The following is a 25,122-nucleotide window of genomic DNA, read 5'->3' as shown; positions in this document are numbered from 1 at the left end:
ACCTCACGGAGGAAAGTCATGGCTGACAGCAAGCCTCAAATCATGAAAACGCCCCAGAGCACCTTCACCGGCCCCGTCGTAGTTGACCCCGTCACCCGCATCGAGGGTCACCTGCGCATCGTGGTCGAGCTTGAAGCGGGCAAGATCAAGAACGCCTGGAGCTCCTCGCAGCTGTTCCGCGGCCTGGAGATCATCCTCAAGGGCCGCGACCCCCGCGACGCCCAGCACTTCACCCAGCGCTCCTGCGGCGTCTGCACCTACGTGCACGCCCTGGCCTCCACCCGCGCCGTGGACAACGCCGTCGGCGTGAACGTGCCCGAGAACGCCACCCTCATGCGCAACCTGGTCATGGCTTCCCAGTACCTGCATGACCACATCGTGCACTTCTATCACCTGCACGCCCTGGACTGGGTTGACGTCACCAGCGCGCTCAAGGCCGACCCGGTCGCCGCCGCCAAGATCGCCAACTCCATCTCGAAGCGCAAGACCAAGGCCGAAGACCTCAAGGCCGTTCAGGACAAGGTCAAGGCCCTGGTCGACTCCGGCCAGCTGGGCATCTTCACCAACGCCTACTTCCTCGGCGGGCACCAGGCCTACTACCTGCCCCCCGAAGTCAACCTGATCGCCACCGCCCACTACCTTGAAGCCCTGCACCTGCAGGTGAAGGCCGCCCGGGCCATGGCCATCTTCGGCGCCAAGAACCCCCACACCCAGTTCACCGTGGTTGGCGGCTGCACCAACTACGACGCCCTGCGCCCCGAGCGCATCGCCGAGTACCTGACCTTGTTCAAGGAAGTGAACGCGTTCATCAACGAATGCTACATCCCCGACCTGCTGGCCGTGGCTTCCTACTACAAGGACTGGGGCGGCATCGGCGGCACCTCCAACTTCATCTGCTTCGGCGAGTTCCCCCAGAAGGGCGAACACGGCCTGGACAACCGCTTCCTGCCCTCCGGCGTCATCATGAAGCGCGACCTGGCCGGCGTGAAGGCCGTTGACCAGAAGCAGATCATGGAGCACGTGGCCCACTCCTGGTACAAGGGCAACGAAGCCAAGCATCCCTACGAGGGCGTCACCGATCCCCAGTACACCAACCTGGACGACAAGGACCGCTACTCCTGGATGAAGGCCCCCCGCTACATGGGCGAGCCCATGGAGACCGGCCCGCTGGCCAAGGTCCTGGTGGCCTACGCCAAGGGACACAAGACCACCGTCAAGACCGTGGACATGGTGCTCAAGAACCTGGGCGTCGGCAAGGAAGCCCTGTTCTCCACCCTGGGCCGCACCGCTGCCCGCGGCATCGAGACCGCGGTCATCGCCGCCGAGATCGAAGGCTGGGTGAAGCAGCTGGCCTCCAACGTGAAGAAGGGCAACAACAAGCTGTACCAGGAATGGAAGATGCCCGACTCCGCTCAGGGCGTCGGCTTCGTGGACGCCCCCCGCGGCGCCCTGTCCCACTGGATCGACATCAAGGGCGGCAAGATCAACAACTTCCAGTTGGTCGTGCCCTCCACCTGGAGCCTCGGACCCCGCTGCGCCGCCGGCAAGCTGTCCCCGGTGGAAGAGGCCCTGGTCGGAACCCCGATCGCCGATCCGAAGCGCCCCGTTGAAATCCTGCGCACCGTGCACTCCTTTGACCCCTGCATCGCCTGCGGCGTGCACGTCATCCAGCCGGAGTCCAACGAAGTGCTCAGCTTCAAGGTGCTGTAAGAGTCGATCGATCAGACGAAACGAAAGGGGCCGCGCAAGCGGCCCCTTTTTTTGTTCGTCCTGTCGGCAGCCCGGCCTAGATCTCTTCCCCGCAGTTGCAGAAGCACACGGGCTTTGGCGGCTTCACTCTCGGCTCCTCGCCCGCCTGGTAGAACTTGAGCCCCGCGAACACACTGGACCAGAGCGTGGCGTACTCGCCGTCGGCCCCGGCCAGGGTATCAGGCAGCCAGACCTTCTTGAGCCTGCGCCCGGCCAGGGGCGCGGGCAGGGCCACCATCATGATGCGCCCGTCGACGGTCCCCTGGGCCTGGAACTTGTCCTGCCCCACCTTGACCTTCACCCGGACCGAGCCTGGTCCGGCAAGCGTCGTGGAGAACGTCAGCACCAGCGCGTCAGCCTTCTGCGTGAGCCGCACCAGCCTGGGCATCTCCCTATAGTCGTCCGCACCCTTGGGCGCGTAAAACGCGAAGGCCGGACCTTCCATCAGCTCCGCGTCCGCGCCGTACGCCCCCATGGGGGTGTCCGGGCCGCTGGTCCAGTCCTCAGGCGCGGCCCAGTCCACCCCGCCCTTGAGCGTCACGGCGCACCCCTTGGGCGGCCCTCCCACCAGGCGCAGGTCGCCCTGCTCGGGATCGGCGAACGTGGCTTTCGGATCGGATATCCCGTTCTTTTCCTGGCCGTTCCGGGTGACCTTGGGCGGCCAGGGCAGATTGGTCAGGTCGCAGTCGAAGGTGACGCTCGGGTCCCAGCCTTTGGGCATGAAGCCCATCCCCAGGAAGCGGTCATCACCGTAGTTCCCGTCCGGGAAGGGACGCCGCACCGCCTGGGGCATCTGGCAGGGCACGCCCTCATGTTGCGGAGCAAGCTGCGGCAGAGAATCCCGGAAAAGCACGGCGTTGTTCACATGCAGCAGATGGGCGGTGACGCCCTCCTTGATGAGCGAGTTGTACAGGTAATAGCTGTTGTTGAAGAAGAACGTGGGCTTGGACGGATACGGCCCGCCCTGGTCGTACTTGTAGACCTTGCCGCCCCGGTTGGGGTCGAGCTTGGAGCTCGGCTTGTCGGTGATCCAGCCGGTGTTGGCGAAATAGTACCAGAACCCGCCCGCCACCTCGTCCAGGGAGAACCAGGCATGGGCGTTGTGGATGCGGTTGTGGTGCACCCACCAGTTGGTGGCACCGCTTTCGGGCTCCACCGGGTTGTCACGGGTGCGCAGGAAGGTGTTGTCGTAGATTTCAACGTTGCAGTTGGTCACGGTGGGCTGTTTCTTGTCCACCTTCATGCGCATGCCGTTGAAGGTGTCACAGAGGGTGTTGCCGCGAAGCACCACGCTGCCCGAGATGCCCACGCTGCCGAAGATGCCGCCGTTGTAGTAGAAGAAACGCTTCTTTTTGGAGTCGAGCCACAGGAGGTCGCGCCACATGGAGCTGGTGGGGTCCTGCCGCCAGCGGTTGTTTTCCAGCAGGATGTGGTGGGTGGACTGGCCCCGGGCGTACACCAGGTAACGGCTGTCCTTGGCCACCACGTTGCGCACGGTGATGTAGGCGGAGTCCTCCATATAGAGGAAGGTGGGCCAGCAGTTCTCCACGTGGAAATTTTCGAACTCGATCCAGGAGCAGTCCGAGAGCTTGAAGAAGGCGAAATGCTTCATCTCGGGCAGCATGGAGTCGTGGGGCACGCCGCCAAGGCCGCCGTCCAGCAGGGTGGCCGCGCCCAGGCCCCGGATGGTGATGGGCACGTCGGGCCAGCCGTTTATCTCGGTCATCTTGATGGGGTGGCAAGCCGGAGTGCCCCCGGCGTCCTCGTCGTAGAGGATGGGCGGCCAGTACTTGCCCGGCAGAAGCTGCAGGATGTCGCCGGGCCGCACGCAGTAGAGGGTGTCGGCCAGGGTGCGGGTGAGGAACACCTGGTCGCGCCCGTCCACGTGCAGCATGCGGCAGTCGCCCTTGTACGTGACGTAGAGGACGCGCCTCCCGTTCTCGACTCCGTACGGCAGGGGCGTGAGGTCGTCTTCCATTGCGGCTCCTTTGCTGTCCACCGGGACAAGCTCCCTATATTCATTACATGAATCATGTACGCACTAGGTAGTAGAACCATGAACCGGCAGGCCCGTCAACAGCGGGAACGGCCGCGCCGCACTTGCCCCCGGGGCCTTTGCCGGGCATTATGAGGCATCTTTTTCACGGGAGTGGACATGGACGAACAGCGCAGAATCCTGGTTCTTGGCGTGGGCAACATCCTCTATACCGACGAAGGCGTGGGCGTGCGCTGCGTGGAAAAGCTGGAGCGAGAGTACGAGTTTTCGGACAACGTGACCCTCATGGACGGCGGGACGCTGGGCATGCGGCTCATGGACGCGCTCCTCAACTGCGACATGGCCATCATCCTGGACGCGGTGCTGGGCGGGCAGGACCCGGGCACCATCTACCGCTGCACCGGCGACGACCTGCGCAAATCCGTGGCCTTCAAGGATTCCATGCACCAGTCCGACCTGGTGGATACGCTCATCTACTGCGGCCTGATCGGCACCCGCCCCGACGCCGTGGTCATCGGCATCGAACCGCACGACTACCACACCATGAGCATCGAGGTGTCGCCCATGCTGGCCGGGCGCCTGGACGACATGGCCGGGCACGCGCTCAAGGAGATCGAGGCCGCGGGGGGGACGTTCACACCCCGCGCCCAGTAAGCCCCGCATCCGGCCACGACAGGCATCAACCACGGGAGACGACCATGGCGTTCGCGCGCATCCTCGCGGTCCTGGCCTCGATCCTTCTTGCGTCGGCGCAGCTTCACGCCGCAGACGCCAAGCTCTATCGCCTGAAGGTCCTCCACACGAACGACATTCACGCCCGCATCTCCGAATTCAACCGGTTCGGCCAGACCTGCACCGCTGAGGAATCCTCCCGAGGGGAATGCTTCGGGGGCTACCCGCGCATCGCCGCGGCCGTCGAGGCCGCCCGCAAACAGGGTGGCAACGTCCTGCTACTGGACGCGGGCGACCAGTTCCAGGGGACGCTGTACTACACCATCCTCAAAGGCGTCCCGGAGCGGGACTGCCTGAACGCACTGCACGCAAACGCCACGACCCTGGGCAATCACGAATTCGACGACGGCCCAACGGTTCTGGAGAACACATATCTGAACGGACTTATCGTCCCGGTGTTGGCCGCCAACCTGGACGCTTCGGCCGTTCCCTCCCTCAAGGCCAGGATCAAGCCCTGGACGGTGCTCAGCGTGGGCGGGCGCAAGATCGGCGTCGTGGGCATCGCCAATGAGGACACGGCCAGGCTCTCCAATCCTGGCGCGGACATCGCCTTTGGCGACGCAGAGTCCGCCCTGCGCCAGTCCGTACGGGAACTCGCGGCCCAGGGCGCGGACATCGTGATCGCCTTGACCCACGTGGGCATCGAACGCGACACGGAACTGGCCTCCAAGGTCGATGGCGTGGACCTGATCGTGGGCGGGCACAGCCACACCCTGCTCTCCAACGCCGACCCCAAGGCTGCCGGGCCGTATCCGGTGGTGGCGCGTTCGCCCTCGGGCAGGCCCGTGCTCATCGTGCAGGCCGAGGCTTGGGGCAAATATCTAGGTGAAATCACGGTGGATTTCGACAACCGGGGCATGCCCGTGGCCTGGACTGGGGCGCCGCTCCTCCTGGACGCCTCCAAACCGCAGGACCCGGCCCTGCTGGCCAAGGCCAGGACCTGGCAAGAGGAGCTCAAGCCTTTCCTCGGCCAACCCATGGGCAAGGCCGCCGAGTCGTTCATGCCGGACTGCCGGGGAGGCGAATGTGCGCTGGGGGACGTCCTGGCCGACGCGATGCGGGCCTCGGCCAAGGCGCAGGGGGTTCGGGCGGCCTTCGTCAACGGCGGAGCGGTGCGGGCTGGGCTCAGGGCGGGCGACGTGACCCTTGGGGACCTGCTCACCGTCTACCCCTTCACCGACAACGTGGCCACATTCGAGCTGGCCGGAAAGGACCTGCTGGCCGTGCTGGAGCACGGCGTCAGCCTGGGCGGGCAGCCCGGCGCGTCCGGGTCGGGCAGGTTTCTGCAGGTGTCGGGGATGAAATACGCCTTCGATCCGAACAGGCCCGAGGGCAGCCGCATCATCACCGCGGATATCGCCGGCCCAGACGGAAGCTATGCGCCTGTGGACCCGGAGAAGACCTACGCGCTGGCCACCAGCGGCTACCTGCTCAAGGGCGGCGACGGATTCGATATGCTGAGGGACAAGGCCAGGCGGGTCTACGCTTTCGGCATGCCCATCAACGACGCATTCTCGGACTTTGTGGCCAGCCATTCACCCCTGACGCCGAGGCTCGAGGGTCGAATCGTCAGGCTGGGGGACGCGCTGGAGAAGTAGCCTTGACGGGGCGTCTTCCGCCCCCCCTGTCCCTTCGGGCAACACGTCCCCGGTCCAGGCCGGAGTCCGCCGCTCCGCCAGGGGCTGGGCATCCTCTTGCGCAATCCGGACCTCCACGAGCAGGTGGCAGTCCGTGCCCCGGCCCGGCTCGCTGTCCAAGCAGATGGAGCCGTTCATCATGCGGGCCAGCTTGGCGGCAATGGAAAGGCCCAGCCCGGCCCCTTCGTAGTGGCGGTTATGGGCGCCGTCCGCCTGGGTGAAATTATCGAAGACAACGCCGGACTGCCTGTCGTCCATGCCGATGCCCGTGTCGGACACGGTGAAGTGGAGCCGCGCCCGGCCGTCGCCACGGACGTGGGTGCAGCGAACGGACACCCCGACCACCCCGGCCGGGGTGAACTTGACGGCGTTGCCCACGAGGTTGAAGAGAATCTGGCGCAGCCGCGTTGCGTCGCCGATGAACCTTGCAGGGGTCCCCGCGCCAGCCTGATCGAAGGCCAGGCCAAGTCCTTTGGCCTGGGCCTCATGCTCGAAATGCGCCTCCACCGACCTGAGGAGCTCATCCAGATCGACAGCATCCTGTTCGAGGGCGAGCCCCCCGGCGTCAAGGCGCGAGATGTCCAGAACGTTGTTGAGCAGCGCGAGAAGGCGTGTCGCCCCGTCCTGGGCCAGCCTCGCATAGCCGCCACCCTCGTCGCTCAAGCCGGACAACTGAAGCAACTGGAGCATGCCCAGGATGCCGTTGAGCGGGGTGCGTATCTCATGGCTCATGTTGGCCAGGAACTGGTTCTTGGCCAGGATGGCGGATTCGGCCAGCTCTTTCTGCCGGGTCAACTCCGCTATGCGCTCGCTCAGCTCCTGGTAGAGATAGACGTTGCTGATGCTCACGGACGTTGCGTCCGCCAGGGCCTGGAGCACTTTCACGAGTTCCTCCCCCGGGCGGCGTTTCTCGGTCCAGTACACGCCGATGGCCCCGATGGGGTCCGCCGTGCGGATGGGCACCATGGCCATGCTTTTGACGAAAGTCTTGCGGTAGACGTCGGCGGGAATGCGCGGATCGGCGAAGACGTCCTCGATGACGGTGGCGTGGCGGTTGCGCATGACCCAGCCGCTGATGCAGATCTCCATGGGGAACCGCTTGCCCTTCCACAGGGGGCTGATGGCGTCCTCGTCGGCGTAGTAGCACTTGTCCCCATCACGCAGGACGAACGTGGCCCCGTCGGCCCAGGCCAGGGCGCGGGCCGCGGTTCGCACGATCTCCATGACCCGCTCAAGGGTCCTGGCCATGGACAGCTCCTGCGTCACCTGGATCAACCGCTCCATCGATCCGGAGCAGACCATATTGCCAAACATGCTTCCTCCGAATGGACAAGGCCCGGCTTCGGGCCGGGCTCTGGACCGCCTCAATATACACCCGGCCGCAGGCCAAAGCAACAGCCCATACGAAAATCCACCGCCCATCACCCAGATATGCGGCCGCTACGCCGTGCCCCCGCCCCGTGAGGCTTGACGCTCCCGGGCCATGCTCCTAGTGTCGCGCCGTGCGGTTTACAGGGCATATCAACCGATGCACCTGGAACAATCAACACTTTAGTTAGCCACATATACATTCTTATTGTCTGACAAACAGACTTCATTACACGCCATCGTGAAAGACTCCTCACTGCTTCGATCCTTTCGCCACCGGAACTACCGCCTCTATTTCTGCGGCCAGCTCGTGTCCCTGACAGGCACCTGGATGCAGAGCACGGCTCAGGGATGGCTGGTGTACCGCCTGACCGGGTCCAGCATGGCCCTTGGCATCGTGGGATTCGCCGCCATGCTGCCGATCTTTTTCTTCGGGCTCTTCGGGGGGGTGCTGGCCGACCGTTTCCCCAAGCGCCGCCTGCTCGTTGCCGCCCAGACCGTGGCCATGCTCCAGGCCGCCGGCTTAAGCCTGCTCACCCTGTCCGGGCACATCGAGGTGTGGCACGTGGCGGCCTTCGCGGCCTGCCTGGGATTGGTCAACGCGGTGGAAATACCCACGCGGCACTCCTTTGTTGTGGAGATGGTGGGCAAGGAGGACCTGCACAACGCGGTTGCGCTCAACTCCTCCATTTTCCACCTGGCCCGGGTGCTCGGGCCGTCGGCGGCGGGCATGCTGGTGGGGCTCATCGGCGAGGGGTGGTGCTTCGGGATAAACGCGGTGAGCTTCCTGGCGGTGATCGCCGGCCTCGCCGCCATGCGCCTGGAATCCCCTCCAAAAAAACCGCGCTCGGCCGGAGTGCGCGAACACCTCAAGGAGGGCGTGGCCTACGCCTGGAAGACTCCGCTCATCCGGTCCATACTGCTGCTCATCTCCATGGCCAGCCTCATGGGGAGTTCGGCCATCGTCCTGCTGCCCGCGTTCGCCGGAGACGTGTTCCATTCCGGGCCGCAGGGACTGGGATACCTGACGGCGGCCTCGGGCCTGGGCAGCTTGGCCGGGGCTCTCTTCATGGCCAGCCGGAAGGACGCCCAGGGGCTGCGCAGGATCGCGCTGTGGGGCTGCGCCGGGCTCGGAGCGTCGCTTGCCCTGTTCGCCCAGGCTCCGGCATTCTGGGCGGCCGTGCTTCTCATCGCTCCCACGGGATTTTTCCTGATGGTGCTCATGCCCAGCTGCAACACCATGCTCCAGCTGGAAGCGCCCGACGGGATGCGCGGGCGGGTGATGTCGCTCTACACCATGCTCTACATGGGGGTAGCCCCGTTCGGATCGCTCCTGGCGGGCAGCATGGCCCACTGGCTGGGCGCCCCCCTGGCCGTGACCATCCTTGGGCTGTGCTGCCTGGCCGGCGCTCTCGGTCCGGGCCGGTCGATATCCAGGACCTGAGCCCGGTTCCGCTTCAGCGCCCCTTGACCACGCTCAGGTAGACCATGCGCGCCACCACTCCGAGCAGCGGCGCGCCCAGGGCCAGGAAGATGGCCACGCCGAAGTTCCTCTGCACCCAGGGAATCTGCCCGAAAAAGTAGCCCCCGAAGAGATAGAGCGGCGTCCAGAGCAGTTTGCCGATGGCGTTGTATTTCAGAAACTCCCGCCATTCCATGCGCACGATGCCGCCCACCAGGGGGGCGAAGGCGCGCAGCACCGGCACGAAGCGCGAGGCCACGATGGTGGCCCCGCCGTGGCGCTCGTAGTAGTCGTGGGCCTTGGCCAGGGACTCGGCCGAGATGAAGGGAATGCGGCGCGAGGCGAAAAAGTGCGCCCCGAGATAGCGACCGCAGGCGAAGTTCAGGGAGTCGCCCAGGAAGGCGGCCAGCATCATGAGCATAAGCGTCCACCAGAGGCTCAGGTCCGCGCCGCGAGCGGCCAGCGCCCCCACGGCGAAGAGCACCGTGTCCGAGGGCAGGGCCGTGGTGACGATGAGCCCGGTCTCCGCGAAGAGCACCAGGAACATGATGGCATACACCCAGGCCCCGTAGTCGGCGCTGAAGGCCAGGAGGTGGTTCTCCAGGTGGATGGAAAGCTCCCAGACCTCGGCCGCCGTCACTACTGTTCCTCGTGTGCGCCTGTCCCTTCCAGGAACTTCTCGAACTCCGCCGCATCCAGGACCTCTTTCTTCAGAAGCTCCTGGGCCACTGCCTCAAGCGTGTCCTTTCGCGCCTCCAGGATGCCCCGAGCCCGCTCCCGGGCCTTCTCCAGTATCTCCTTGACCTCGGCGTCGAGCTTGGCGGCGGTGGTTTCGCTGTACTCCTTGCCCATGAGCGGGGCCTGTTCGGGGGAGAGGAACATAGGCCGGGCCTGCCGGGGATAGGTTGAAAGCCCCAGGGTCTCGCCCATGCCGTATTCGGCCACCATGGCCCGGGCGATGTCGGTGGCGCGTTGGAGGTCGTTGTGCGCGCCGGTGGATATCTCGCCGAAGACCTGCTCCTCGGCCACGCGTCCGCCCAGGAGCACGTCGATCTTGCCCAGGAGCTCCTGGCGGGTCATGAGGTAGCGGTCCTCGGTGGGCAGCTGCTGGGTGTAGCCCAGCGCCCCCAGGCCGCGGGGCACGATGGATATCTTGCCCACCTTGTCCGAGCCCGGCGTGAAGCTCGCCACCAGGGCGTGGCCGGTCTCATGGTAGGCCACGATCCTCTTTTCCTTGGGGTTTATCACCCGGTTCTTCTTCTCCAGGCCCGCGATGACGCGGTCCACGGCCTCGGAGAGGTCGTCCATGTCCACGGCGGTCTTGCGCCTGCGCGCGGCCAGGAGCGCGGCCTCGTTGATGATGTTGGCCAGGTCCGCGCCCGAGAAGCCCGGGGTCTTCTGGGCCACCACCTTGAGGTCCACCTCGGGGGAGAGCTTCACGTTCTTGGCGTGGACGTTCAGGATTTCCTCGCGGCCCTTCACGTCGGGCTTGTCCACCAGCACCTGCCGGTCGAAGCGCCCGGCGCGCAGGAGGGCCGGGTCCAGGGTTTCGGGGCGGTTGGTGGCGGCCATGATGACCACGCCCACCCGGGGGTCGAAGCCGTCCATCTCCACCAAAAGCTGGTTGAGGGTCTGTTCGCGCTCGTCGTGGCCGCCCATGACGGCTATGCCGCGCGCCTTGCCGATGGCGTCCAGCTCGTCGATGAAGATGATGCAGGGGGCCTTCTCGCGCGCCTGGGTGAACAGTTCCCGCACCCGCGACGCGCCCACGCCCACGAAGAGCTCAACAAACTCCGAGCCTGAAATGGAGAAGAACGGCACCCCGGCCTCGCCCGCCACGGCCCGGGCCAAAAGCGTCTTGCCCGTTCCGGGAGGGCCCACCAGCAGGACGCCCTTGGGCATGCGCCCGCCCAGGACCTGGAAGCGTTCCGGCTCCTTGAGGAAGTCGATGATCTCCTTGAGCTCCTCCTTGGCCTCGTCGCACCCGGCCACGTCGGCGAAGGAGGTGTTCATCTCGGACTCGGCCACGATCTTGGCCTTGCTGCGCCCCACCCCCAGGAGCTGGTCGCCGGGGTTGAAACGGCGCATGAGCACGAACCAGATGCCGAAGAAGATGACCGCGGGCAGCACCCAGCTCATGATGTCGCGCAGGAAGGTGGATTCGGGCTGGCCCCGGAAATCAACGTTGTACTTGACGAGCTCGTCGGAGATTTCCGGGTCCACGCGCAGGGCAACGAAGCGTTGCTCGGTCTCCTGCCCGTCCTGGACCACCTTCATCTTGCCCGAGAGCGAGCCCTGGCCGATGGCCACCTCGCTGATGTGCCCGGCCTTGAGCTCCTTGAGGAACTCCGAATAGGCCAGGGTCTTGGGGCCGTAGCTGCGGGCGTAGAAGTCCTGGATGATAATGAGGCCCCAGAGAGCTGCGATGACGTACCAGATGGTGAAGTGATGCTTGTTTTCCATGGATGATCCAAAGGTTCGGTCTTTTTGGGATTCTTCACTGATACGGGCCGGGGGCGGGCGGGTCAAGCGGGCGGATGGGGCGACGGGGATGTTTTTCGGGTTTTTCCTCCAGGAGCGTGGCGGGTAAAGGCGGCAAGGCGCGCGAGTTTCTAGCCGCCCTTGGGCATGAAAAACACGGCCACCAGCATGCAATTCACGAAAAGAAACATGATGATGATCGCCAGGATGAACCAGGGGAACTCCCGAACCCCGTGGTCGCGGCTCAGGATCCAGGCCAGGTGCCTTCGCGCCTGGGCCGCCTGGGATTCCCCCTTTGCCGGGGAAACGCCCGCGGCGTCATCCTGGCCGGTTTTCCCCACTTCGCCCATGCGCCCGCCGCCCCGCGACATCATCAACCGGATGGCGAGCCCGAAGAGCCCCAGGAACAGCCCCGCATACCGCATGGCTCCCACGAACCAAGGTGCCTCAATGTCGAATCCTGCCATCGCCTGTTCCCTCACCAATGGAGCCGCGTCGGCCAGGCATCCAGTCCGCCCCTCGGCGGCAAAAAAGGGGCTGGCCCCGTAAGGGCCAGCCCCATCCATGATGCCTGCGTCTTGAACATCCTTCCTGCATGCCGCATGCGAAAAGAATATTCGCCAAGGCGTATCGCGTCAATTAATTCAATGCGTCGTTCCGCTATCGCCTCCGGCCTTGAGCCCGGCATACCAGCCGCTGGCCTTTTCCAGGATGGCGTTGATGCGCCCCACCATCTTGTGCGGGTCGGAGAGGTAGCCTTCCAAGAGCAGCGCCGACTCGTAGAGTTGCTCCGTGGCCTGGGCGATGAAGGCGTCCGCGTGGTCCGCCCCATAGATGGCCAGCAGGTTCCGAGTCAGGGGATGGTCCGGGTTCACCTCCATGATCTTGTCCGGGATGGTCTCGTCCTTGGACATCATGCGCATGATGCGCTGCATCTGGGAGCTCATCTGGCCGTCGGCGGACACCAGGCAGGACGGGCTGGACTTCAGGCGCTCGGAGGCGCGAACGTCCTTGATGCGATCCCCCAGGACCTCCTTCATGCGGGCCAGCAGGCCCTCCAGCAGCTTGGACTCGCCCTCGCTGAGGGGAGCGGCCTCGGGGCCGGACGGGGCCGCATCATCGAAGGAGGCCAGGTCCTTAGCCTGGGCCTGCTCGGCGGACTTGAAGCCGAACTCCTTGAAGGAGCCCATGGACTCCAGCATGAACTCGTCGATGGGCTCGTACAGGTAGAGCACTTCCAGGCCCTTGCGCCGGAGCATCTCCAGATGGGGGGAGAGTTCCACGGCCTCGCGGCTGGGGCCTGAGATGTAGTAGACGGTCTTCTGGCCCTCCCGGGCGCGCGAAACGTAGTCGGTGAGGCTGGCGAGCTTGCCTTCCTCCACGGCCGAGGAGTCGAAGCGCAGAAGCTCGGCGTATGCCTCGCGGTTGAGAAAGTCCGAGTAGCCCAGCTTGAAGATCTTGGCGTGTTCCTTCCACAGGGCGGCGTAGCCGTCGGGGTCGGAGGCGGCCTTCTTGCGCAGGCGCGAGAGGATCTCCTTGGTCACGGCCTGTGCGATGCGCCGCAGCACCATGTTCTCCTGCAGGGTCTCGCGGGAGAGGTTCAGGGGCAGGTCCTCGGTGTCCACCACTCCCCGGCAGAAGCGCAGGTACTCGGGCAAAAGCTCGGTGGCGTCCTTGGCGATGAGCACCCGGCGCACATAGAGGTCCAGGCCGCGCTCCAGCTTGGACATCCCCAGGAACTCCTCGGACTTGGCCGGAACGAACACCAGGGCCGAGAACTGCACCGGGGCGTCCACGTTCATGTGCACGGTCTCGATCGGGGCCTCGGTGTCGTGGGTCAGGAAGGAGTAGAACTCCTTGTACTGCTCGGCCGTCACCTGGGACTTGGGCTCGCGCCACACCGCCGGGACGGTGTTCACCCGCCCGCCGTCCACCAGGATGGGGAAGGAGATGAAATGCGAGTGGCGGTTGATGATGTCCTTGATCTGATCCGGGTCGGCGAACTCCGTCGCGTCGTCCTTCAGGTGGATCTCGATGGAGGTGCCGCGCGGAACCTCGCCCTCGGCGGCGATCAGCTCGTAGCCGCCCAGGCCGTCGGAAATCCACACCCAGGCGGGTTCGTCAGGCGTGGCGGACCGGGTGGTGAGCACCACCTGGCGCGCGGCCATGAACACCGAGTAGAAGCCCACGCCGAAACGGCCGATGATGGAGCTGGCCTTGGAGGAATCCTCGCCCAGGGCCTTGATGAAATTCTCGGACCCGGAATGGGCGATGGACCCGATGTTCTCCACCAGCTCCAGCTCGCTCATGCCGATGCCGGTGTCGGTGATGGTCAGGGTGTTGTTTTCCTTGTCGGTGGTGATGCTGATCTCCAGGGGCAGGTCGGCCCCGGCCACGGATGTGCCGCGGCTCTGCTCGAAGCGCAGCTTCTCCAGGGCGTCTGAGGCGTTGGAGATGAGCTCGCGCAGGAAGATCTCCCGGTTGGTGTAGACCGAGTGGGTGATGATATCGAGCAGCTTGACGATGTCGGCCTTGAACTGGCGCTTCGTGCTCTTTGCCGTGTCGGACATGTCTCTCCCTCTGAAATGTTTACTGATTGCGGCGATACTCCGGCCGGCCTCCCGGGCCGGCTCCCGCTACTTTCAGGAAAATCCGCCCCCCCCGCCCGAGCCGCAGCCCATGCTGGTGGGGAACGGCCCCGGGGCGAATTGGTGCTCGGCCCCCTTGTCGGAGGTGCGTCCACAGACGCTGGACAGGATGCGTGTCACCTCGGCGCAGGCGCAGGACGGACACGCCGGGGGGGGCGAACCGACGCTGACGAGCTCCTCGAATCGCTGGCCACAGGCGGAGCATTGGTATTCGTACAGGGGCATGACGGTTTTCCTCCTGCTGAAGCTTCCAGACAACAGCATAGCTTAAACAGCCCGGACCGGCTGTCAAGGGCGTTCCGGAATCGCAGGCGGCGTTGACTGTTCCACGCGTCGGGCGTACATAATAAAGGATTGCGTCTCCCTTCGGAGATCGCTTGACCGTAAGCGAAACCTGATTATTGTCAACTTTGCCAATTCCCTCAAGGAGGACAATCGCATGGTCATCGATTTCAGTCCGTTCTTCGGCCAGCAGACGCCGCTCGACCGAATCTTCGAGGCATTTTGGTCCCCCAACATGGCTATTTCGCAACGGCCCTACTCCTACCCGCCGGTGAACATCTCCGAGGATGAGGAGCGCATCGTGGTGCGCTGCGAGATTCCCGGCATGGACATTTCCGAGCTGGACCTGACCCTCACCGAGTCGTCGCTGGTGGTCAAGGGCGAACGCCAGGCGGCCAAGGGCAAGTATTACCGCCAGGAGCGCCCCACGGGCGCGTTCCAGAGGGTGGTGAACATCCACGCCCCCATCGACCGGGACAAGGTCACGGCCAAGATGAAGGACGGGCTCCTGGAGGTCGTCATCCCCAAGTCCGAGGCGTCCAAGCCCAAGAAGATTTCCATCGACATCGCCTGATCGCGGAGGAAAACCCATGAGCGAAATCACCAAGACCGAGGAGAAAGGCCTGCCCCGCGTCAAGCCCTCCACCGACATCGTGGAGACCGACGACGGGTTCTTCATCTACATGGACATGCCCGGCGTTTCCAAGGAGGCGCTCATCATCGACCTCAACGAGGACGAGATCAAGGTGTCGGGCCGCACGGCCTACCCCGCCCCGGACGGCGAGAAGCTGGTCCACGTGGAGTTCGGCAACGGCGAGTACTACCGGGGCTTCACGGTCTCGCACATCGTGGACAAGTCCCGCATCAAGGCCACCGTGAAGAACGGGGTGCTCGAGCTGCATCTGCCCAAGGCGGAGAAGGCCCAGCCCCGCAAGATCGACATCCAGATGGGCTAGCGTCCAGGCCCCCAACCGGCCGCGCCGCTTCCCGGCGCGGCCCAGACCCTGGAGGTGTGTATGTTCGAGCGTTTCTTCCCCGCGTTGCGCAAGAGCGAACCGGCTGGAAAGTTCGTCAGCCCCTTCGAAGCCATGGAACGCCTCATGCGCGAACCGTTTCCCGGATTCCCCGGATTCTCCGGCAAGGGCGACATCACCCCGTCGCTGGACGTGAAGGAAACCGGCGACGAGATCCTGGTCAGCGCCGAACTGCCCGGAATAGACCCAAAGGACGTGGAGCTGACCCTGGATAACGGCGTGCTCACCATCAAGGGCGAAAAGCGCGAGGAGACCGAGAAGAAAGAAGGCGAGAACGTGCTTTCGCGCGAGATCCGCTACGGCTCCTTCTCCCGCTCCATGGCCATGCCCGGGGAGGTCCTGGCCGACAAGGCCACGGCCACCTTCGACAAGGGCGTGCTCAAGATCTCCATCCCCAAGGCGGAGGGCTCCAAGTCCACCCGCGTGAGCATCCAGTCCTGAATGCGAGGGGCCGGGAAGCGCTTCCCGGCCCCTTTTTCGCGTCCGCGCACCGATTTGCATTGCCGGTGCTTTTACCCTATCAAGAGCATACCGGCTCGCCGGGATTCCTCCCGTCCGGCGTGCGGAAAATCCAGTCATATGAGGGTTACCTGCATGCAGCTTCTCGACGGGAAGGCCACCGCGCTCTCCATCCGCCAGAAACTCGCCGTAGAGGTGGAAAGCCTGAAGAAAGTCCACGGCCGCGCGCCGCACCTGGCCGTTGTGCTGGTGGGCGACGACCCGGCCTCCCAAGTCTACGTCCGCAACAAGGAAAAAGCCTGCGCCGAGACGGGCATCACCTCCACCGCCCACCGCGTCGGCGCGGACATCACCCAGGAGGCTCTGGAAAAGCTGGTCACCAGCCTGTCGGAGGATGATTCCATCGACGGAATCCTCGTCCAGGCCCCCCTGCCCAAGCACCTCGACCTCCTGGCCGTCCAGGCCCTGGTGGACCCCGCCAAGGACGTGGACGGCTTCCATCCCGTCAACGTGGGCAAGATGTGCATCGGCCTGCCGAGCCTCCTGCCCTGCACCCCGGCCGGGGTCATGGAGGTGCTCAAGCATTACGGCATCTCCTGCTCCGGCAAGAAGGCCGTGGTGATCGGGCGCTCCAACATCGTGGGCAAGCCCATGGCGCTCCTGCTGGCCCGGGCCGAGCCCATGGCCAACGCCACCGTCACCCTCTGCCACTCCCGCACGCCGGACCTGGCCGGGGAGTGCCGCACCGCCGACATCCTGGTGGCCGCCATCGGCCGTCCCAGATTCGTGACCAAGGACATGGTCAAACCCGGCGCCGTGGTGATAGACGTGGGCATCAACCGGACCGATTCGGGCCTGTGCGGCGACGTGGACTTCGAGCAGGTCAAGGACGTGGCCTCGGCCATCACCCCGGTGCCCGGCGGCATCGGCCCCATGACCATCGCCATGCTCCTCTCGAACACCGTCCAGGCGTACACGTGGCGAATGAATAGAACCTAAGGAGCAGCCCATGAGCCAGCCCCTGACCGTGACCAGCGACGCTTTCGCGGAAGGAGGGAGCATCCCTTCCGTCCACACCTGCGACGGAAAGGACGTTTCGCCGCGCATCACGGTCGGCGGGCTGTCCGGGAGCGCCAAGACCTGGGCCCTGCTCTGCGACGACCCTGACGCCCCGGGCGGCGACTGGGTGCACTGGCTGGTGTTCAACCTGCCGGCGGCGCTCACGGACCTGCCCCCGGGAGTGACTCCCGAGGTCCTGGCCGCCAAGGGCGGGGTCCACGGCCGCAACAGCTGGGGCAACTCCCGCTACCAGGGGCCCTGCCCTCCGTCCGGCACGCACCGCTACATCTTCAAGGTGTTCGCCCTGGACGCCGCCCTGGACCTGCCGGAGGGGGCGTCCAAGGCCCAGTTCCTGGCCGCGGCCAAGGGGCGCGTGCTGGGCCACGCCATGCTCACGGGGCGCTATGCTCGGCCCCGCTAGAATCGTCCTCATCGCCGCGCTGGCCCTGTTCTGCCTGAGCGGGTCAAGCGATGCCTCCTCGCTCACGGTGGGGTGTCCCCTGTTCAAGGACGGGGACAAGATGCCCCGCGCGCTGGCCTGCGAGGGAGGCGAGCACTCCCCTCCCCTCACGGTGAGCGGAGTGCCGTCCGAGGCCAGGACCCTGGCCGTCATCATGACCGAGCTTGATGCACCCAAGGGGGCGGCCGCCCTGTGGATGGCCTATAACATTCCGGCAGCGGGCACGGTGGGGGTGTCCGAGAACCAGCCGCGCGCCCGCCAGATGCGCGGCGAAGGGATGCAGCTCGTCTGCGCCGGGGCCGCCGGGAAGCCCGGCTATTGCGGCCCTTGCCCGCCCCAGGGAGTGACCCGGCGCTACCTGATCGAGGTGTTCGCCCTGGACACCGCGCTGGACCTGCCGGAAGCAGCCACCAAGCAGCAGTTCCTCCTGGCCGTGGAGGGGCATATCCTGGCCCGAGGCAAGATCATGGGCAAGTATTCCAAGAAATAGTCCAGGCGTCCGCCAATCCGGCCGGACGCCTGCTTTCACGCGCGCAAACGACGCGCCCATCAGCCCTCTCCCTGCGGAGAGGGCATTTTTTCACCTTTTTACCCACATACCGCTATGTGGGGTGAATTTTATCCGCGCCTGGCTATGCTCGCGGCCAATTCCGGAGGAGTGCCGGATGTCGAGTGAAATGCCCAAGGAACAACTTTACGCTCAGAAGGAGGTTACTCATGAGCGAGCGCAGTGAAGGCACCGGATTCGAAGATTACGCGTGGACGGACGACGTGAAGAACACGTTCGCCGATCGGGAGTCCAATTGGGACGCAATGCTTACACCGAAGCAGGATTCATCCCCACAAGTTGGAGGCGATGGGACCGCCAGTGACCCCGACACCCCGGTCATCCGGGCGCCCAGGGAAGGCGAAGGCGGCTGGCAGAGCAGGATGCCGTACAACAAGTACATGGAGAATCCTTTCGTCCAGATTCTCTCGGGCTTCGGCAAAGGCATCGTTCGCGGCGTGGGTCTGGAGGTCCACCCGAGCCTGGACTATGATACGCCGGTGGAAGAAACCGTAAGCGACCTGACAAAGACCTGGCATCCAGGCCTGAATGTCCCCAAGGCCCTGACCATGACAGCCTTGCAGGCTTCCGGGCAGCCTCTCACGCCAGAGCAACAAAGGACACGGATGGAAGGTGTGATCGGGACGGCTTCTGGCCTGCTCCCCGTTCCGGCCAAGCAGGTATGGGATGTGTGGGATACCGGCACCAAAATCATCGACTCGGGAAAATCCTTTTAAATGAACCATGCGATGGCGCTTGCTGCACAAGCGAGGTGCAGCAAGCGCCATCACGCTACTGAATACCTAGCGGCAAGGCATTTGCTTCGAATTGCATGTACATCTCCTTAAACTGATCCACCATGACAGTACATGGAGCTTTTTCATCTGGCCACAGAACAGCGCACTGTTTATCAAGAAGATCAAGCACCTCTTTGTACCGCGCCATTCTCCCCCGCAAATAATATATGATCAATTCGTTGTCATTTTTTGACAAGTTTTTTTGTGATCCAACAGCCTGAAGCCTCTCCCCAACAACCAACAGCATGTATACATCCGGAACAAGTATCGACAGCGAAGTGATGCTCCTTTGTGTCTGCCGAAACAGATAAATATAATCCATGCCATTTTTCATGGCCACTTTTTCAGCACGCTCCATGTCTTTGAAATATTTCACCGATGCATCATTAACATTATCTACACGTGTCGCCAATTCAACCATTCCTTTTGAGAGCTCCCCCTTCCCATAAGGCTCATCGCCAATATGTTCTCGCAAATACGATCCCGGCCAACCATCAAAAGCCGCAACCAGGTTTTTAAGATATGGAGCCATCTCTTTTCCTGCCGCCTTCAACTCTTGCGAGGGCAAGGAGCCATACCCGGAAATTATTCTGTCTGCGAGCACGGGGATAGCCCCTGGGAATCGTTTTAAGGCATCGCCATATATGACAGGCTTCTTGCCAAGATCGAGAGCGATGCCCATCTCGACACCAGAGGCCAACAAAACATCTTGCGCCAACTCGATGAATGCTCTCAGCGTCAAAACATCAACGGATATATCATTAATAGCAAACGCTTCAGCGCTATTATCTGGCATTACAACAGCTCTGTTTGCAGTTTTATTCCATACGTCAAAAACAGACTGAAGATCCCGTGTCGTTTTTCCAATAAAATCCTTGCAATACTTTCGAACTGATATCAGATCGTCCCGCTCGGACGCTGTGGCGACCGGCAGCACCGACAGGGAAAAGCCGACGATGAATATCAAAACCTTCTTTAGCACTCACTACTCCTAGGGATCGAACGGTTTTGGGCGCTATCCACGATTGCTCCATGCGGACCTGATATAGCGCAACAAATATTAAAACAAGATGTCGTTTCCCTGATTCGAGAAAGTCGTCTTGTCCTGCCCCCTCTCCTCTCCTCAATTTTTTTCAACTTTCTCCCCACATACCGCTATGTGGGGTGAAATAAAAACCCGCCTGCATAGAATTCGGGGAACCTTGGCGCGGGAAGCCAAGGAAAATAACCACCTCTCAAGGAGGAACCCCGAATGCCTTATCCCACCACCGCCGGACCCGCCGGTTACGCCGCCGCCGGGGCGGTCGACCAGCAGGCCGCCAACGAACTGAGGTACAAGCGCTACCTCGAGCACCTCGCCGGTTTCGCGCCCGGCGAATCCGACCTCCCCGACGAGGAGATCCTGCGCCGCCGCGCCATGGCCCAGGGAACGCCCCAACCTCAGGCCGGAACCGGATACGCCCCCGGTTCAGCCATGCCCCAGCCCGGCCAGCCCGCCCCGTCGCAGGTGCCCCTGCAGGCCATCCTGGCGAGCCTCAAGGCCCGCCCGGGCATGATCGAACACCTGGAGGGCATCGACGTGGACGGCGACGGCATCCCCGACGCCCCCATGGGCCCGCCCCCCATGGACCCCATGGGCCGCATGCAGTGGCAGAACATGATGGCCCAGCGCAAGCAGATGATGCAGGCCGCGCAGCAGCGCCGCGCCCAGCGCAAGCTGGTCAACAACCAGGCCATGCTGGCCGTGCTCCAGTCCAACGATCCGTTGTTCGGCTATGTGCTCAGGCGACTTGAAGGGTATGTACGGTCTTTACCCGCCAAGGTTCAGAGGCCTTTCTTTGAAGCCGTCGAGCGCACACCTGGCGCGTTCCTGGACCTGTACACCCACCTGCGCGCCTCCGTTGAGCGCGACCTCAGAGGCACCGCTCCCATTTCCCAGCCCATGCCCCAGCCCGGCAACGCTGATCCACGCGCTCGCATCAGGCAGGCCGTGGCCGGGCGCATGAGCCCCCCCGCCCTGGAATCCGCGGGCATCCTGGACGACCGCCTGCCCGGCGCGACCCGCGCGGCCGAACTGGCCGCGCTCAAGGCGCGCTGCAAGGCCGGTCAGGCCCGCGAGGGCGACCTGCTGCGCTACATCGAGCTGTCCATGGGCGACAGCTCCCCCCGCTAACCCCAACCTGCGAAAGGAGGATTCCTCGCAATGGCCGATTCCCTTACGTCCTACTATTCCAATTCCGGCGCCGGAGTGCGCGAGATGAAGGACTCCATCTTCGTCGACGTGGAGAACATGATTCAGACGGTCACTCCCCACAAGACGCCCTTCATCTCCTCCATCAAGACCCTCAAGGCCAAGAACGTGCTGCACGAATGGCTCGAGGACGAACTGAAGACCCCCACCGGCGCCAATAAAGCCATCGAGGGCGCGGACGCCGTGGCCCAGGCCCGCACCGCCCCGGTGCGCCTGTCCAACTACTGCCAGATCCTGGAGGACACCTTCAAGATCTCCGGCACCCTGGACGCCGTGACCCCGCTGGGCCGTTCGCGCGTCAAGCAGTACGAGATGGACAAGAGCTTCAAGTACCTGAACACGGAGCTCGAATACGCCGCCCTGAACAACGCCACGGCCAACGCCGGAGACGCCGGCACCGCCCGCCAGATGAAGGGCCTGGAGGGCTTCGTCACCACCAACGACAAGTCCTACGCCGCCTACGCTTCCGGCAACGACTTCTCCGAGGCCGACCTGCTGGCCATGTCCCAGGCCTGCTACGAGGCGGGCGGCGAGCCCTCGGTGATCCTGGTGGGCCCGGTGCAGGCCCGCAAGATCGCCAACTGGAACCAGGCCGGGCGCATCACCGTCAACACCAACGCCTCCGAGCAGACCTTAGTCATGGCCGTCATGGTGCTGGAGACCCCCTTCGGGCGCATGAAGGTCACCATCGACCGCTACATCGCCAAGGACACCGACACCGGCAACTCCTACGACCGGGTCTACGTCTACGACCCCAGCCGCTGCTCCATGGCGTTCCTGCGGCCCTTCAAGTGCGTGGACCTGGCCCAGACCGGCGACTCCGTGAAGTGCCAGTCCATCGTGGAGGCCACCTTCGTCATGCACAACGAGAAGTCCGCCGCCAAGTGCAAGAAGTGCGCGACCGACTAGCGGACAACTGACCAAACAGGGGCGGGCCGCAAGGCCCGCCCCTTTCCAGGAGGAACGATGATCGAGCATCGCATAACGCTCACCGGCGAGGAGCTGCGCGCCACCGCCACCCAGGACAACCTGTCCATCCTGGCGCTGAACAAATTTCTGAGGAGCCTGCCCGAGGACCAGCGCGGCTTCTTCAAGGACTGCCGCATCGAGGCCGTGATCCCGGTCTACATGCCGCGCGGGGATTTTGAGGAGGACGTCCACGCCATGAACATGGACCGGGACCAGCTGGACTGGCTGCTCAGGACCAGACCCGAATTCAAGGCCTGCGACGACACGGCCAACAACACCCTGGCTACCGGAAGCAAGATCGTCTCCTGCGGCGCGAGCGCCGATGCGGGGAGCGGGAAGGCGGACGGGACTGTGGAATCAACTTCTAACGAGAAGCTCTAAAGGAGGAGCACCATGAGCGAACGCATCGACGACCCCAGCTTTTCGGACTACTCGTGGCTCAAGGACGAGAAGAACTTCTTCGACAGCAACGGCACCCAATACGAATACCGTGATGGAGGCACGTACATGTACAACCCCCAAGGGGGTGAAATGACGCGGCTTGATCCGGTGACGGCAGCCAAACTGGATGAAGATCGGGCTTGGGAGAACGCAAAGAAGCGGCAAGAACAATTTGGCCCGGTTTACACGGACCAGACGCCGGGAGGGGTCGTTGAATATGACCCATCAAATCCCAACCCGGACTATAAGCACTGGCTTCCCATGCAAGACGAACGCATGGAGTTTCGAAAACTTACGCCAGACGAAAAAAAAGGTTTGGCAGTTGCAGGTGGCGCAATAAGCGGGACTGCCGCCGGGCTGGCCGCCTATGACGGAATTGTCACTGCTCCCGCGGCAGGGTGGGCGGCCCTGAAAGGTTATGGAGGAGGTCACACAGCCACAGAAAACATCTTAAAGTTGACCGACCCGACTATTGGTTATGATTTAAAGAAAAAATAATCCAGCGGACTGTGCGGCTCAACTGCCGCACAGTCCAACGACCACATAATAGAAAAAAACAAACTGAGCACTATACCACAACACATCAAGAATATGTCGTAAACAAGGAGCTACTGAGCCCACAGCCAGCATCCTCCTCCGTAATATTTTCCATACAAAAAATACAAAATGGCAACCCCAATAGCTCCAGAATAAATTTCCCTTGCTATTTTCTTCGCCAGCTTGGCTTGATCTTCTGCAACCATACTATCCAACCATCAATCTTTTGTACAAAAAAATGAGCCCATACCCCAACAAACAACTGACGACTATCTTACAAAGCTCAAAAGATATTATCTTCAGCACAGCCCCCCCCCCTCGCCAGTCATCATAGCCAATACTACTCTTCGCCCCATCCACTCGCGCACATCCACAAACCAGTTAACGCTATAAAATAGTAAATACGATATGTCAAACACCTGGTGAATGGCGGAGCATCCTCCCGAACAAGTTGGAAATCTGATCCCCCCCTCGCCGCATCGGATCTGGACCGCTCCATCTCCAAGGACACCGGTTCCGGCAAGCAGTACGACCGGATCTCCACCTACGATCCCGGCCGCAGCCCGGCGCACCACGGCGCAGCCGCGACGGTCCATCAACCATCACATCAGGGGAATTCAAAGGGGGGCAGAAATCCGGGGAAGGGCGAAGGCCCTTCTTGAGAAGGGGTACGTGTTACGGCAGCAGCCGGAAGACGAACCGCTCGTAGGCTTTACACATCTTCTTGGCCACGGGGGCGGAGAGCCCCATGTCCTTCAGGCGGCAATACACGTGAAGGGGATTGAACACATGGTGAAAGGCATTTCGAAAGCGCGTCACGAGCTAACACCTCCGCTGGAAAACGCTTCCGCCCGGGGCGCTTTTTTGACAGAAGAAGCCTGCGCCGCGAGCCACCGGCTGTCTACCAAATGTAACTTTCCCGTGCAAGTGAATCAATGAACAAGACCCCGCCCAGCTGGCCCCTGGCGACCACCAGCTGGCTCTGGCCAAAGACTTTGCCGGAAAACCTCCGGCGCATTGGAGCGTGGAAACTGCCCATCCGGCAGGTGGCCCTGCTCTTCTACCAGAGCGCCGCGTCGCTGGCCTACACCCCGGCCGACTTCGCCGCCCCGGACCACCTCGAATCCCACGTGCACCTGCCCGTGGACCTGCCCTGGGACGACGGCCCCGAGACGGTCTGGGACATCATCTCCCGCCTCATGGAGCTCCCGGGCAGGCTCTCCCCCTGGGGCGGCGTTCTGCACCCGCCGGGAGATCCCGCGCGGCTGGCCGGAGTGGCCGCCCTGTGGCGCGACCGCGCCCCGGGCTGGCGGCTCATGGTGGAGAACATACCCGGCCAGGATCTCCGCGCCCACTGGCCCGTGATCCAGGACCTGGACCTGCCCGTGTGCCTGGACGTGGGCCACCTCATGGCCTTCGGCCAGCACTGGCTCCTGGACGAGCCGGACCTGCCGGGCCGGGTGGAACTGGTGCACTGCTACGCGCCGGGCATCGTGCGCGAGCGCCACGAGCACCTGCCGCTCTCGGAGCTCTCCCCCAGCCAGGCCCGGACCATCCTTGAGGTGCTCGGTCTGATCGGGGCGAATACCCCGATACTCTTCGAGGTTTTTTCCGAATCGGACTTGCGCGACTGCCTTGAAAATTTTACCAAACTAACGCGGGACTGGAGGCGTCCGGAATGATCCGGCTGATTCTGGGCGGCGAGAAGTCGGGCAAGTCCGACCTGGCGTACGAGTACTTCCGCGCCGCCCCCGGCCCCGGCGTGGTCATGGCCATGGGCGCTGCCCGGGACGCGGCGTTCCGCCTTCAGATCCTGGAGCACCGCCTGCGCCGCGACCCGCGCGTGCCGGTGCTGGAGCCCGGGCCCAGGCTACCCGAGGCCCTGGCGGACGCCGCGGCCAAAGGCCGGAACGTGCTGGTGGACAGCCTGGACTTCTGGCTCTTCGCCTGCATGGAGAGCGCCCCGGAGCGCCCGAATGAACTGGTCGGAGAGCTGGCGGAGGAACTGGCCGGGAGCCTTTCCGGGTTCGTGGCCGAGGGCTCCCCGGCGTGTGTGCTGGTGAGCTGCGAGGTGGGCCTGGGCCCCATCGCGCCCACGTCCCTGGCCAGGCGCTTCGCCAGGGCGCAGGGCGCGCTCAACCAACGCCTGGCCCGGGCGGCCTCCGAAGTGAGGCTGGTGGTGGCCGGGCTGCCCATTGCGCTCAAGTGAGGAG

The 25,122-nt window shown here is 63.7% G+C and carries 26 protein-coding genes; 17 read left to right on the top strand and 9 right to left on the bottom strand.

What is annotated here, in order from left to right:
- The first annotated feature begins 18 nt into the window (after positions 1-18).
- On the top strand, positions 19-1,710 hold the full coding sequence (locus ML540_RS02830; RefSeq protein WP_243358397.1) for a nickel-dependent hydrogenase large subunit: 1,692 nt from the start codon (positions 19-21) through the stop codon (positions 1,708-1,710).
- Positions 1,711-1,786: 76 nt separating this feature from the next.
- Here the strand turns inward: ML540_RS02830 and ML540_RS02825 are convergent, their stop codons facing one another.
- Positions 1,787-3,727: a right-handed parallel beta-helix repeat-containing protein gene (locus tag ML540_RS02825; RefSeq protein WP_243358396.1), complete on the bottom strand. Its 1,941-nt coding sequence runs from the start codon at positions 3,725-3,727 to the stop codon at positions 1,787-1,789.
- Positions 3,728-3,904: 177 nt separating this feature from the next.
- On the opposite strand from ML540_RS02825, the gene ML540_RS02820 reads away from it, so the two are divergent.
- Together ML540_RS02820 and ML540_RS02815 are read left to right on the top strand one after the other, a co-directional pair.
- Complete coding sequence (locus tag ML540_RS02820) at positions 3,905-4,399, top strand: HyaD/HybD family hydrogenase maturation endopeptidase (protein WP_243358395.1); 495 nt, start codon at positions 3,905-3,907, stop codon at positions 4,397-4,399.
- Positions 4,400-4,443: 44 nt separating this feature from the next.
- Positions 4,444-6,075, top strand: a complete 1,632-nt coding sequence (locus tag ML540_RS02815; protein ID WP_243358394.1) for a bifunctional metallophosphatase/5'-nucleotidase — start codon at positions 4,444-4,446, stop codon at positions 6,073-6,075.
- Here ML540_RS02815 and ML540_RS02810 read toward each other — a convergent pair.
- A complete protein-coding gene (locus ML540_RS02810; RefSeq protein ID WP_243358392.1) occupies positions 6,013-7,428 on the bottom strand; it encodes a GAF domain-containing sensor histidine kinase in 1,416 nt (471 codons plus the stop codon). The two genes, ML540_RS02815 and ML540_RS02810, sit on opposite strands and share 63 nt — an antisense overlap.
- 295 nt (positions 7,429-7,723) lie before the next feature.
- Between ML540_RS02810 and ML540_RS02805 the strand changes: the two genes are divergently transcribed.
- Positions 7,724-8,926: an MFS transporter gene (locus tag ML540_RS02805; RefSeq protein ID WP_243358390.1), complete on the top strand. Its 1,203-nt coding sequence runs from the start codon at positions 7,724-7,726 to the stop codon at positions 8,924-8,926.
- Between the two features lie 13 nt (positions 8,927-8,939).
- On the opposite strand, the gene ML540_RS02800 is transcribed toward ML540_RS02805, so the two are convergent.
- The 5 genes from ML540_RS02800 to ML540_RS02780 form a co-directional block, all read right to left on the bottom strand.
- The gene (locus tag ML540_RS02800; protein ID WP_243358388.1) at positions 8,940-9,584 is read right to left on the bottom strand and encodes a VTT domain-containing protein; all 645 of its coding nucleotides are present in this window, start codon (positions 9,582-9,584) and stop codon (positions 8,940-8,942) included.
- On the bottom strand, positions 9,584-11,407 hold the full coding sequence (ftsH, locus tag ML540_RS02795; protein WP_243358386.1) for an ATP-dependent zinc metalloprotease FtsH: 1,824 nt from the start codon (positions 11,405-11,407) through the stop codon (positions 9,584-9,586). The genes ML540_RS02800 and ftsH overlap by 1 nt, the downstream gene beginning before the upstream one ends.
- Before the next feature lie 149 nt (positions 11,408-11,556).
- The gene (locus ML540_RS02790; protein WP_243358385.1) at positions 11,557-11,892 is read right to left on the bottom strand and encodes a hypothetical protein; all 336 of its coding nucleotides are present in this window, start codon (positions 11,890-11,892) and stop codon (positions 11,557-11,559) included.
- A 177-nt stretch (positions 11,893-12,069) separates the two neighbouring features.
- Positions 12,070-13,995: a molecular chaperone HtpG gene (gene htpG, locus ML540_RS02785; protein WP_243358383.1), complete on the bottom strand. Its 1,926-nt coding sequence runs from the start codon at positions 13,993-13,995 to the stop codon at positions 12,070-12,072.
- Positions 13,996-14,067: 72 nt separating this feature from the next.
- On the bottom strand, positions 14,068-14,298 hold the full coding sequence (locus ML540_RS02780) for an FmdB family zinc ribbon protein (RefSeq protein WP_243358381.1): 231 nt from the start codon (positions 14,296-14,298) through the stop codon (positions 14,068-14,070).
- A gap of 214 nt (positions 14,299-14,512) precedes the next feature.
- Between ML540_RS02780 and ML540_RS02775 the strand changes: the two genes are divergently transcribed.
- The 7 genes from ML540_RS02775 to ML540_RS02745 all read left to right on the top strand — a co-directional run bounded on the left by ML540_RS02775 (position 14,513) and on the right by ML540_RS02745 (position 18,651).
- Entirely contained in the window at positions 14,513-14,929 is a 417-nt protein-coding gene (locus ML540_RS02775; protein ID WP_243358379.1) for an Hsp20/alpha crystallin family protein, read from the top strand.
- A 16-nt stretch (positions 14,930-14,945) separates the two neighbouring features.
- Positions 14,946-15,311, top strand: a complete 366-nt coding sequence (locus ML540_RS02770; protein ID WP_243358378.1) for an Hsp20/alpha crystallin family protein — start codon at positions 14,946-14,948, stop codon at positions 15,309-15,311.
- Positions 15,312-15,371: 60 nt separating this feature from the next.
- Positions 15,372-15,830 (top strand): Hsp20/alpha crystallin family protein, encoded by a 459-nt coding sequence (locus ML540_RS02765; protein WP_243358375.1) that lies wholly within the window; start codon positions 15,372-15,374, stop codon positions 15,828-15,830.
- A gap of 153 nt (positions 15,831-15,983) precedes the next feature.
- The gene (gene folD, locus ML540_RS02760; protein ID WP_243358373.1) at positions 15,984-16,847 is read left to right on the top strand and encodes a bifunctional methylenetetrahydrofolate dehydrogenase/methenyltetrahydrofolate cyclohydrolase FolD; all 864 of its coding nucleotides are present in this window, start codon (positions 15,984-15,986) and stop codon (positions 16,845-16,847) included.
- 10 nt (positions 16,848-16,857) lie between these two features.
- A complete protein-coding gene (locus ML540_RS02755) occupies positions 16,858-17,328 on the top strand; it encodes a YbhB/YbcL family Raf kinase inhibitor-like protein (RefSeq protein ID WP_243358371.1) in 471 nt (156 codons plus the stop codon).
- The gene (locus ML540_RS02750; RefSeq protein ID WP_243358369.1) at positions 17,312-17,857 is read left to right on the top strand and encodes a YbhB/YbcL family Raf kinase inhibitor-like protein; all 546 of its coding nucleotides are present in this window, start codon (positions 17,312-17,314) and stop codon (positions 17,855-17,857) included. Before ML540_RS02755 ends, ML540_RS02750 begins: the two co-directional genes overlap by 17 nt.
- Positions 17,858-18,084: 227 nt before the next feature.
- Positions 18,085-18,651 (top strand): hypothetical protein, encoded by a 567-nt coding sequence (locus ML540_RS02745; RefSeq protein WP_243358367.1) that lies wholly within the window; start codon positions 18,085-18,087, stop codon positions 18,649-18,651.
- A gap of 55 nt (positions 18,652-18,706) precedes the next feature.
- Here ML540_RS02745 and ML540_RS02740 read toward each other — a convergent pair whose 3' ends face one another.
- Positions 18,707-19,693 (bottom strand): hypothetical protein, encoded by a 987-nt coding sequence (locus tag ML540_RS02740; protein WP_243358366.1) that lies wholly within the window; start codon positions 19,691-19,693, stop codon positions 18,707-18,709.
- Positions 19,694-19,963: 270 nt separating this feature from the next.
- On the opposite strand from ML540_RS02740, the gene ML540_RS02735 reads away from it, so the two are divergent.
- Genes ML540_RS02735 through ML540_RS02720 form a run of 4 tightly spaced genes read left to right on the top strand, consistent with a single transcriptional unit; the run spans position 19,964 to position 22,870 of the window.
- Complete coding sequence (locus ML540_RS02735) at positions 19,964-20,884, top strand: hypothetical protein (protein ID WP_243358364.1); 921 nt, start codon at positions 19,964-19,966, stop codon at positions 20,882-20,884.
- Positions 20,885-20,914: 30 nt separating this feature from the next.
- Positions 20,915-21,871 carry an SU10 major capsid protein gene (locus tag ML540_RS02730; protein WP_243358363.1) on the top strand — a complete coding sequence of 319 codons (957 nt, stop codon included), beginning with the start codon at positions 20,915-20,917 and terminating at the stop codon, positions 21,869-21,871.
- Between the two features lie 57 nt (positions 21,872-21,928).
- On the top strand, positions 21,929-22,312 hold the full coding sequence (locus tag ML540_RS02725; RefSeq protein ID WP_243358362.1) for a hypothetical protein: 384 nt from the start codon (positions 21,929-21,931) through the stop codon (positions 22,310-22,312).
- Between the two features lie 12 nt (positions 22,313-22,324).
- Complete coding sequence (locus tag ML540_RS02720) at positions 22,325-22,870, top strand: hypothetical protein (protein ID WP_243358361.1); 546 nt, start codon at positions 22,325-22,327, stop codon at positions 22,868-22,870.
- 714 nt (positions 22,871-23,584) lie between these two features.
- Here the strand turns inward: ML540_RS02720 and ML540_RS02715 are convergent.
- Positions 23,585-23,728, bottom strand: coding sequence for a hypothetical protein (locus tag ML540_RS02715; protein WP_243358360.1), 144 nt, complete (start codon positions 23,726-23,728; stop codon positions 23,585-23,587).
- Between the two features lie 116 nt (positions 23,729-23,844).
- On the opposite strand from ML540_RS02715, the gene cbiR reads away from it, so the two are divergent.
- Together cbiR and ML540_RS02705 are read left to right on the top strand one after the other, a co-directional pair.
- Positions 23,845-24,591 (top strand): cobamide remodeling phosphodiesterase CbiR, encoded by a 747-nt coding sequence (gene cbiR, locus ML540_RS02710; RefSeq protein WP_243358358.1) that lies wholly within the window; start codon positions 23,845-23,847, stop codon positions 24,589-24,591.
- A complete protein-coding gene (locus ML540_RS02705) occupies positions 24,588-25,118 on the top strand; it encodes a bifunctional adenosylcobinamide kinase/adenosylcobinamide-phosphate guanylyltransferase (RefSeq protein WP_243358356.1) in 531 nt (176 codons plus the stop codon). The genes cbiR and ML540_RS02705 overlap by 4 nt, the downstream gene beginning before the upstream one ends.
- The last annotated feature ends 4 nt before the right edge of the window (positions 25,119-25,122 follow it).

The organism is Fundidesulfovibrio terrae (assembly GCF_022808915.1).
Taxonomy (GTDB): Bacteria; Desulfobacterota; Desulfovibrionia; order Desulfovibrionales; family Desulfovibrionaceae; genus Fundidesulfovibrio; species Fundidesulfovibrio terrae.
Note: the sequence above shows the minus strand (reverse complement) of the source record. Positions and strands in the feature narration are given on the sequence as shown.

What these genes read in the sequence shown, in the direction of transcription:
- ML540_RS02780 (WP_243358381.1), bottom strand. Translation starts at nt 14,298, where the DNA reads ATGCCCCTGTACGAATACCAATGCTCCGCCTGTGGCCAGCGATTCGAG.
- ML540_RS02830 (WP_243358397.1), top strand. Translation starts at nt 19, where the DNA reads ATGGCTGACAGCAAGCCTCAAATCATGAAAACGCCCCAGAGCACCTTC.
- ML540_RS02825 (WP_243358396.1), bottom strand. Translation starts at nt 3,727, where the DNA reads ATGGAAGACGACCTCACGCCCCTGCCGTACGGAGTCGAGAACGGGAGG.
- ML540_RS02775 (WP_243358379.1), top strand. Translation starts at nt 14,513, where the DNA reads ATGGTCATCGATTTCAGTCCGTTCTTCGGCCAGCAGACGCCGCTCGAC.
- ML540_RS02745 (WP_243358367.1), top strand. Translation starts at nt 18,085, where the DNA reads ATGAGCGAGCGCAGTGAAGGCACCGGATTCGAAGATTACGCGTGGACG.
- ML540_RS02720 (WP_243358361.1), top strand. Translation starts at nt 22,325, where the DNA reads ATGAGCGAACGCATCGACGACCCCAGCTTTTCGGACTACTCGTGGCTC.
- htpG (WP_243358383.1), bottom strand. Translation starts at nt 13,995, where the DNA reads ATGTCCGACACGGCAAAGAGCACGAAGCGCCAGTTCAAGGCCGACATC.
- ML540_RS02735 (WP_243358364.1), top strand. Translation starts at nt 19,964, where the DNA reads ATGCCTTATCCCACCACCGCCGGACCCGCCGGTTACGCCGCCGCCGGG.
- ML540_RS02810 (WP_243358392.1), bottom strand. Translation starts at nt 7,428, where the DNA reads ATGTTTGGCAATATGGTCTGCTCCGGATCGATGGAGCGGTTGATCCAG.
- ftsH (WP_243358386.1), bottom strand. Translation starts at nt 11,407, where the DNA reads ATGGAAAACAAGCATCACTTCACCATCTGGTACGTCATCGCAGCTCTC.
- ML540_RS02790 (WP_243358385.1), bottom strand. Translation starts at nt 11,892, where the DNA reads ATGGCAGGATTCGACATTGAGGCACCTTGGTTCGTGGGAGCCATGCGG.
- ML540_RS02725 (WP_243358362.1), top strand. Translation starts at nt 21,929, where the DNA reads ATGATCGAGCATCGCATAACGCTCACCGGCGAGGAGCTGCGCGCCACC.
- cbiR (WP_243358358.1), top strand. Translation starts at nt 23,845, where the DNA reads ATGAACAAGACCCCGCCCAGCTGGCCCCTGGCGACCACCAGCTGGCTC.
- ML540_RS02765 (WP_243358375.1), top strand. Translation starts at nt 15,372, where the DNA reads ATGTTCGAGCGTTTCTTCCCCGCGTTGCGCAAGAGCGAACCGGCTGGA.
- ML540_RS02750 (WP_243358369.1), top strand. Translation starts at nt 17,312, where the DNA reads ATGCTCGGCCCCGCTAGAATCGTCCTCATCGCCGCGCTGGCCCTGTTC.
- ML540_RS02730 (WP_243358363.1), top strand. Translation starts at nt 20,915, where the DNA reads ATGGCCGATTCCCTTACGTCCTACTATTCCAATTCCGGCGCCGGAGTG.
- ML540_RS02755 (WP_243358371.1), top strand. Translation starts at nt 16,858, where the DNA reads ATGAGCCAGCCCCTGACCGTGACCAGCGACGCTTTCGCGGAAGGAGGG.
- ML540_RS02770 (WP_243358378.1), top strand. Translation starts at nt 14,946, where the DNA reads ATGAGCGAAATCACCAAGACCGAGGAGAAAGGCCTGCCCCGCGTCAAG.
- ML540_RS02705 (WP_243358356.1), top strand. Translation starts at nt 24,588, where the DNA reads ATGATCCGGCTGATTCTGGGCGGCGAGAAGTCGGGCAAGTCCGACCTG.
- ML540_RS02820 (WP_243358395.1), top strand. Translation starts at nt 3,905, where the DNA reads ATGGACGAACAGCGCAGAATCCTGGTTCTTGGCGTGGGCAACATCCTC.
- folD (WP_243358373.1), top strand. Translation starts at nt 15,984, where the DNA reads ATGCAGCTTCTCGACGGGAAGGCCACCGCGCTCTCCATCCGCCAGAAA.
- ML540_RS02815 (WP_243358394.1), top strand. Translation starts at nt 4,444, where the DNA reads ATGGCGTTCGCGCGCATCCTCGCGGTCCTGGCCTCGATCCTTCTTGCG.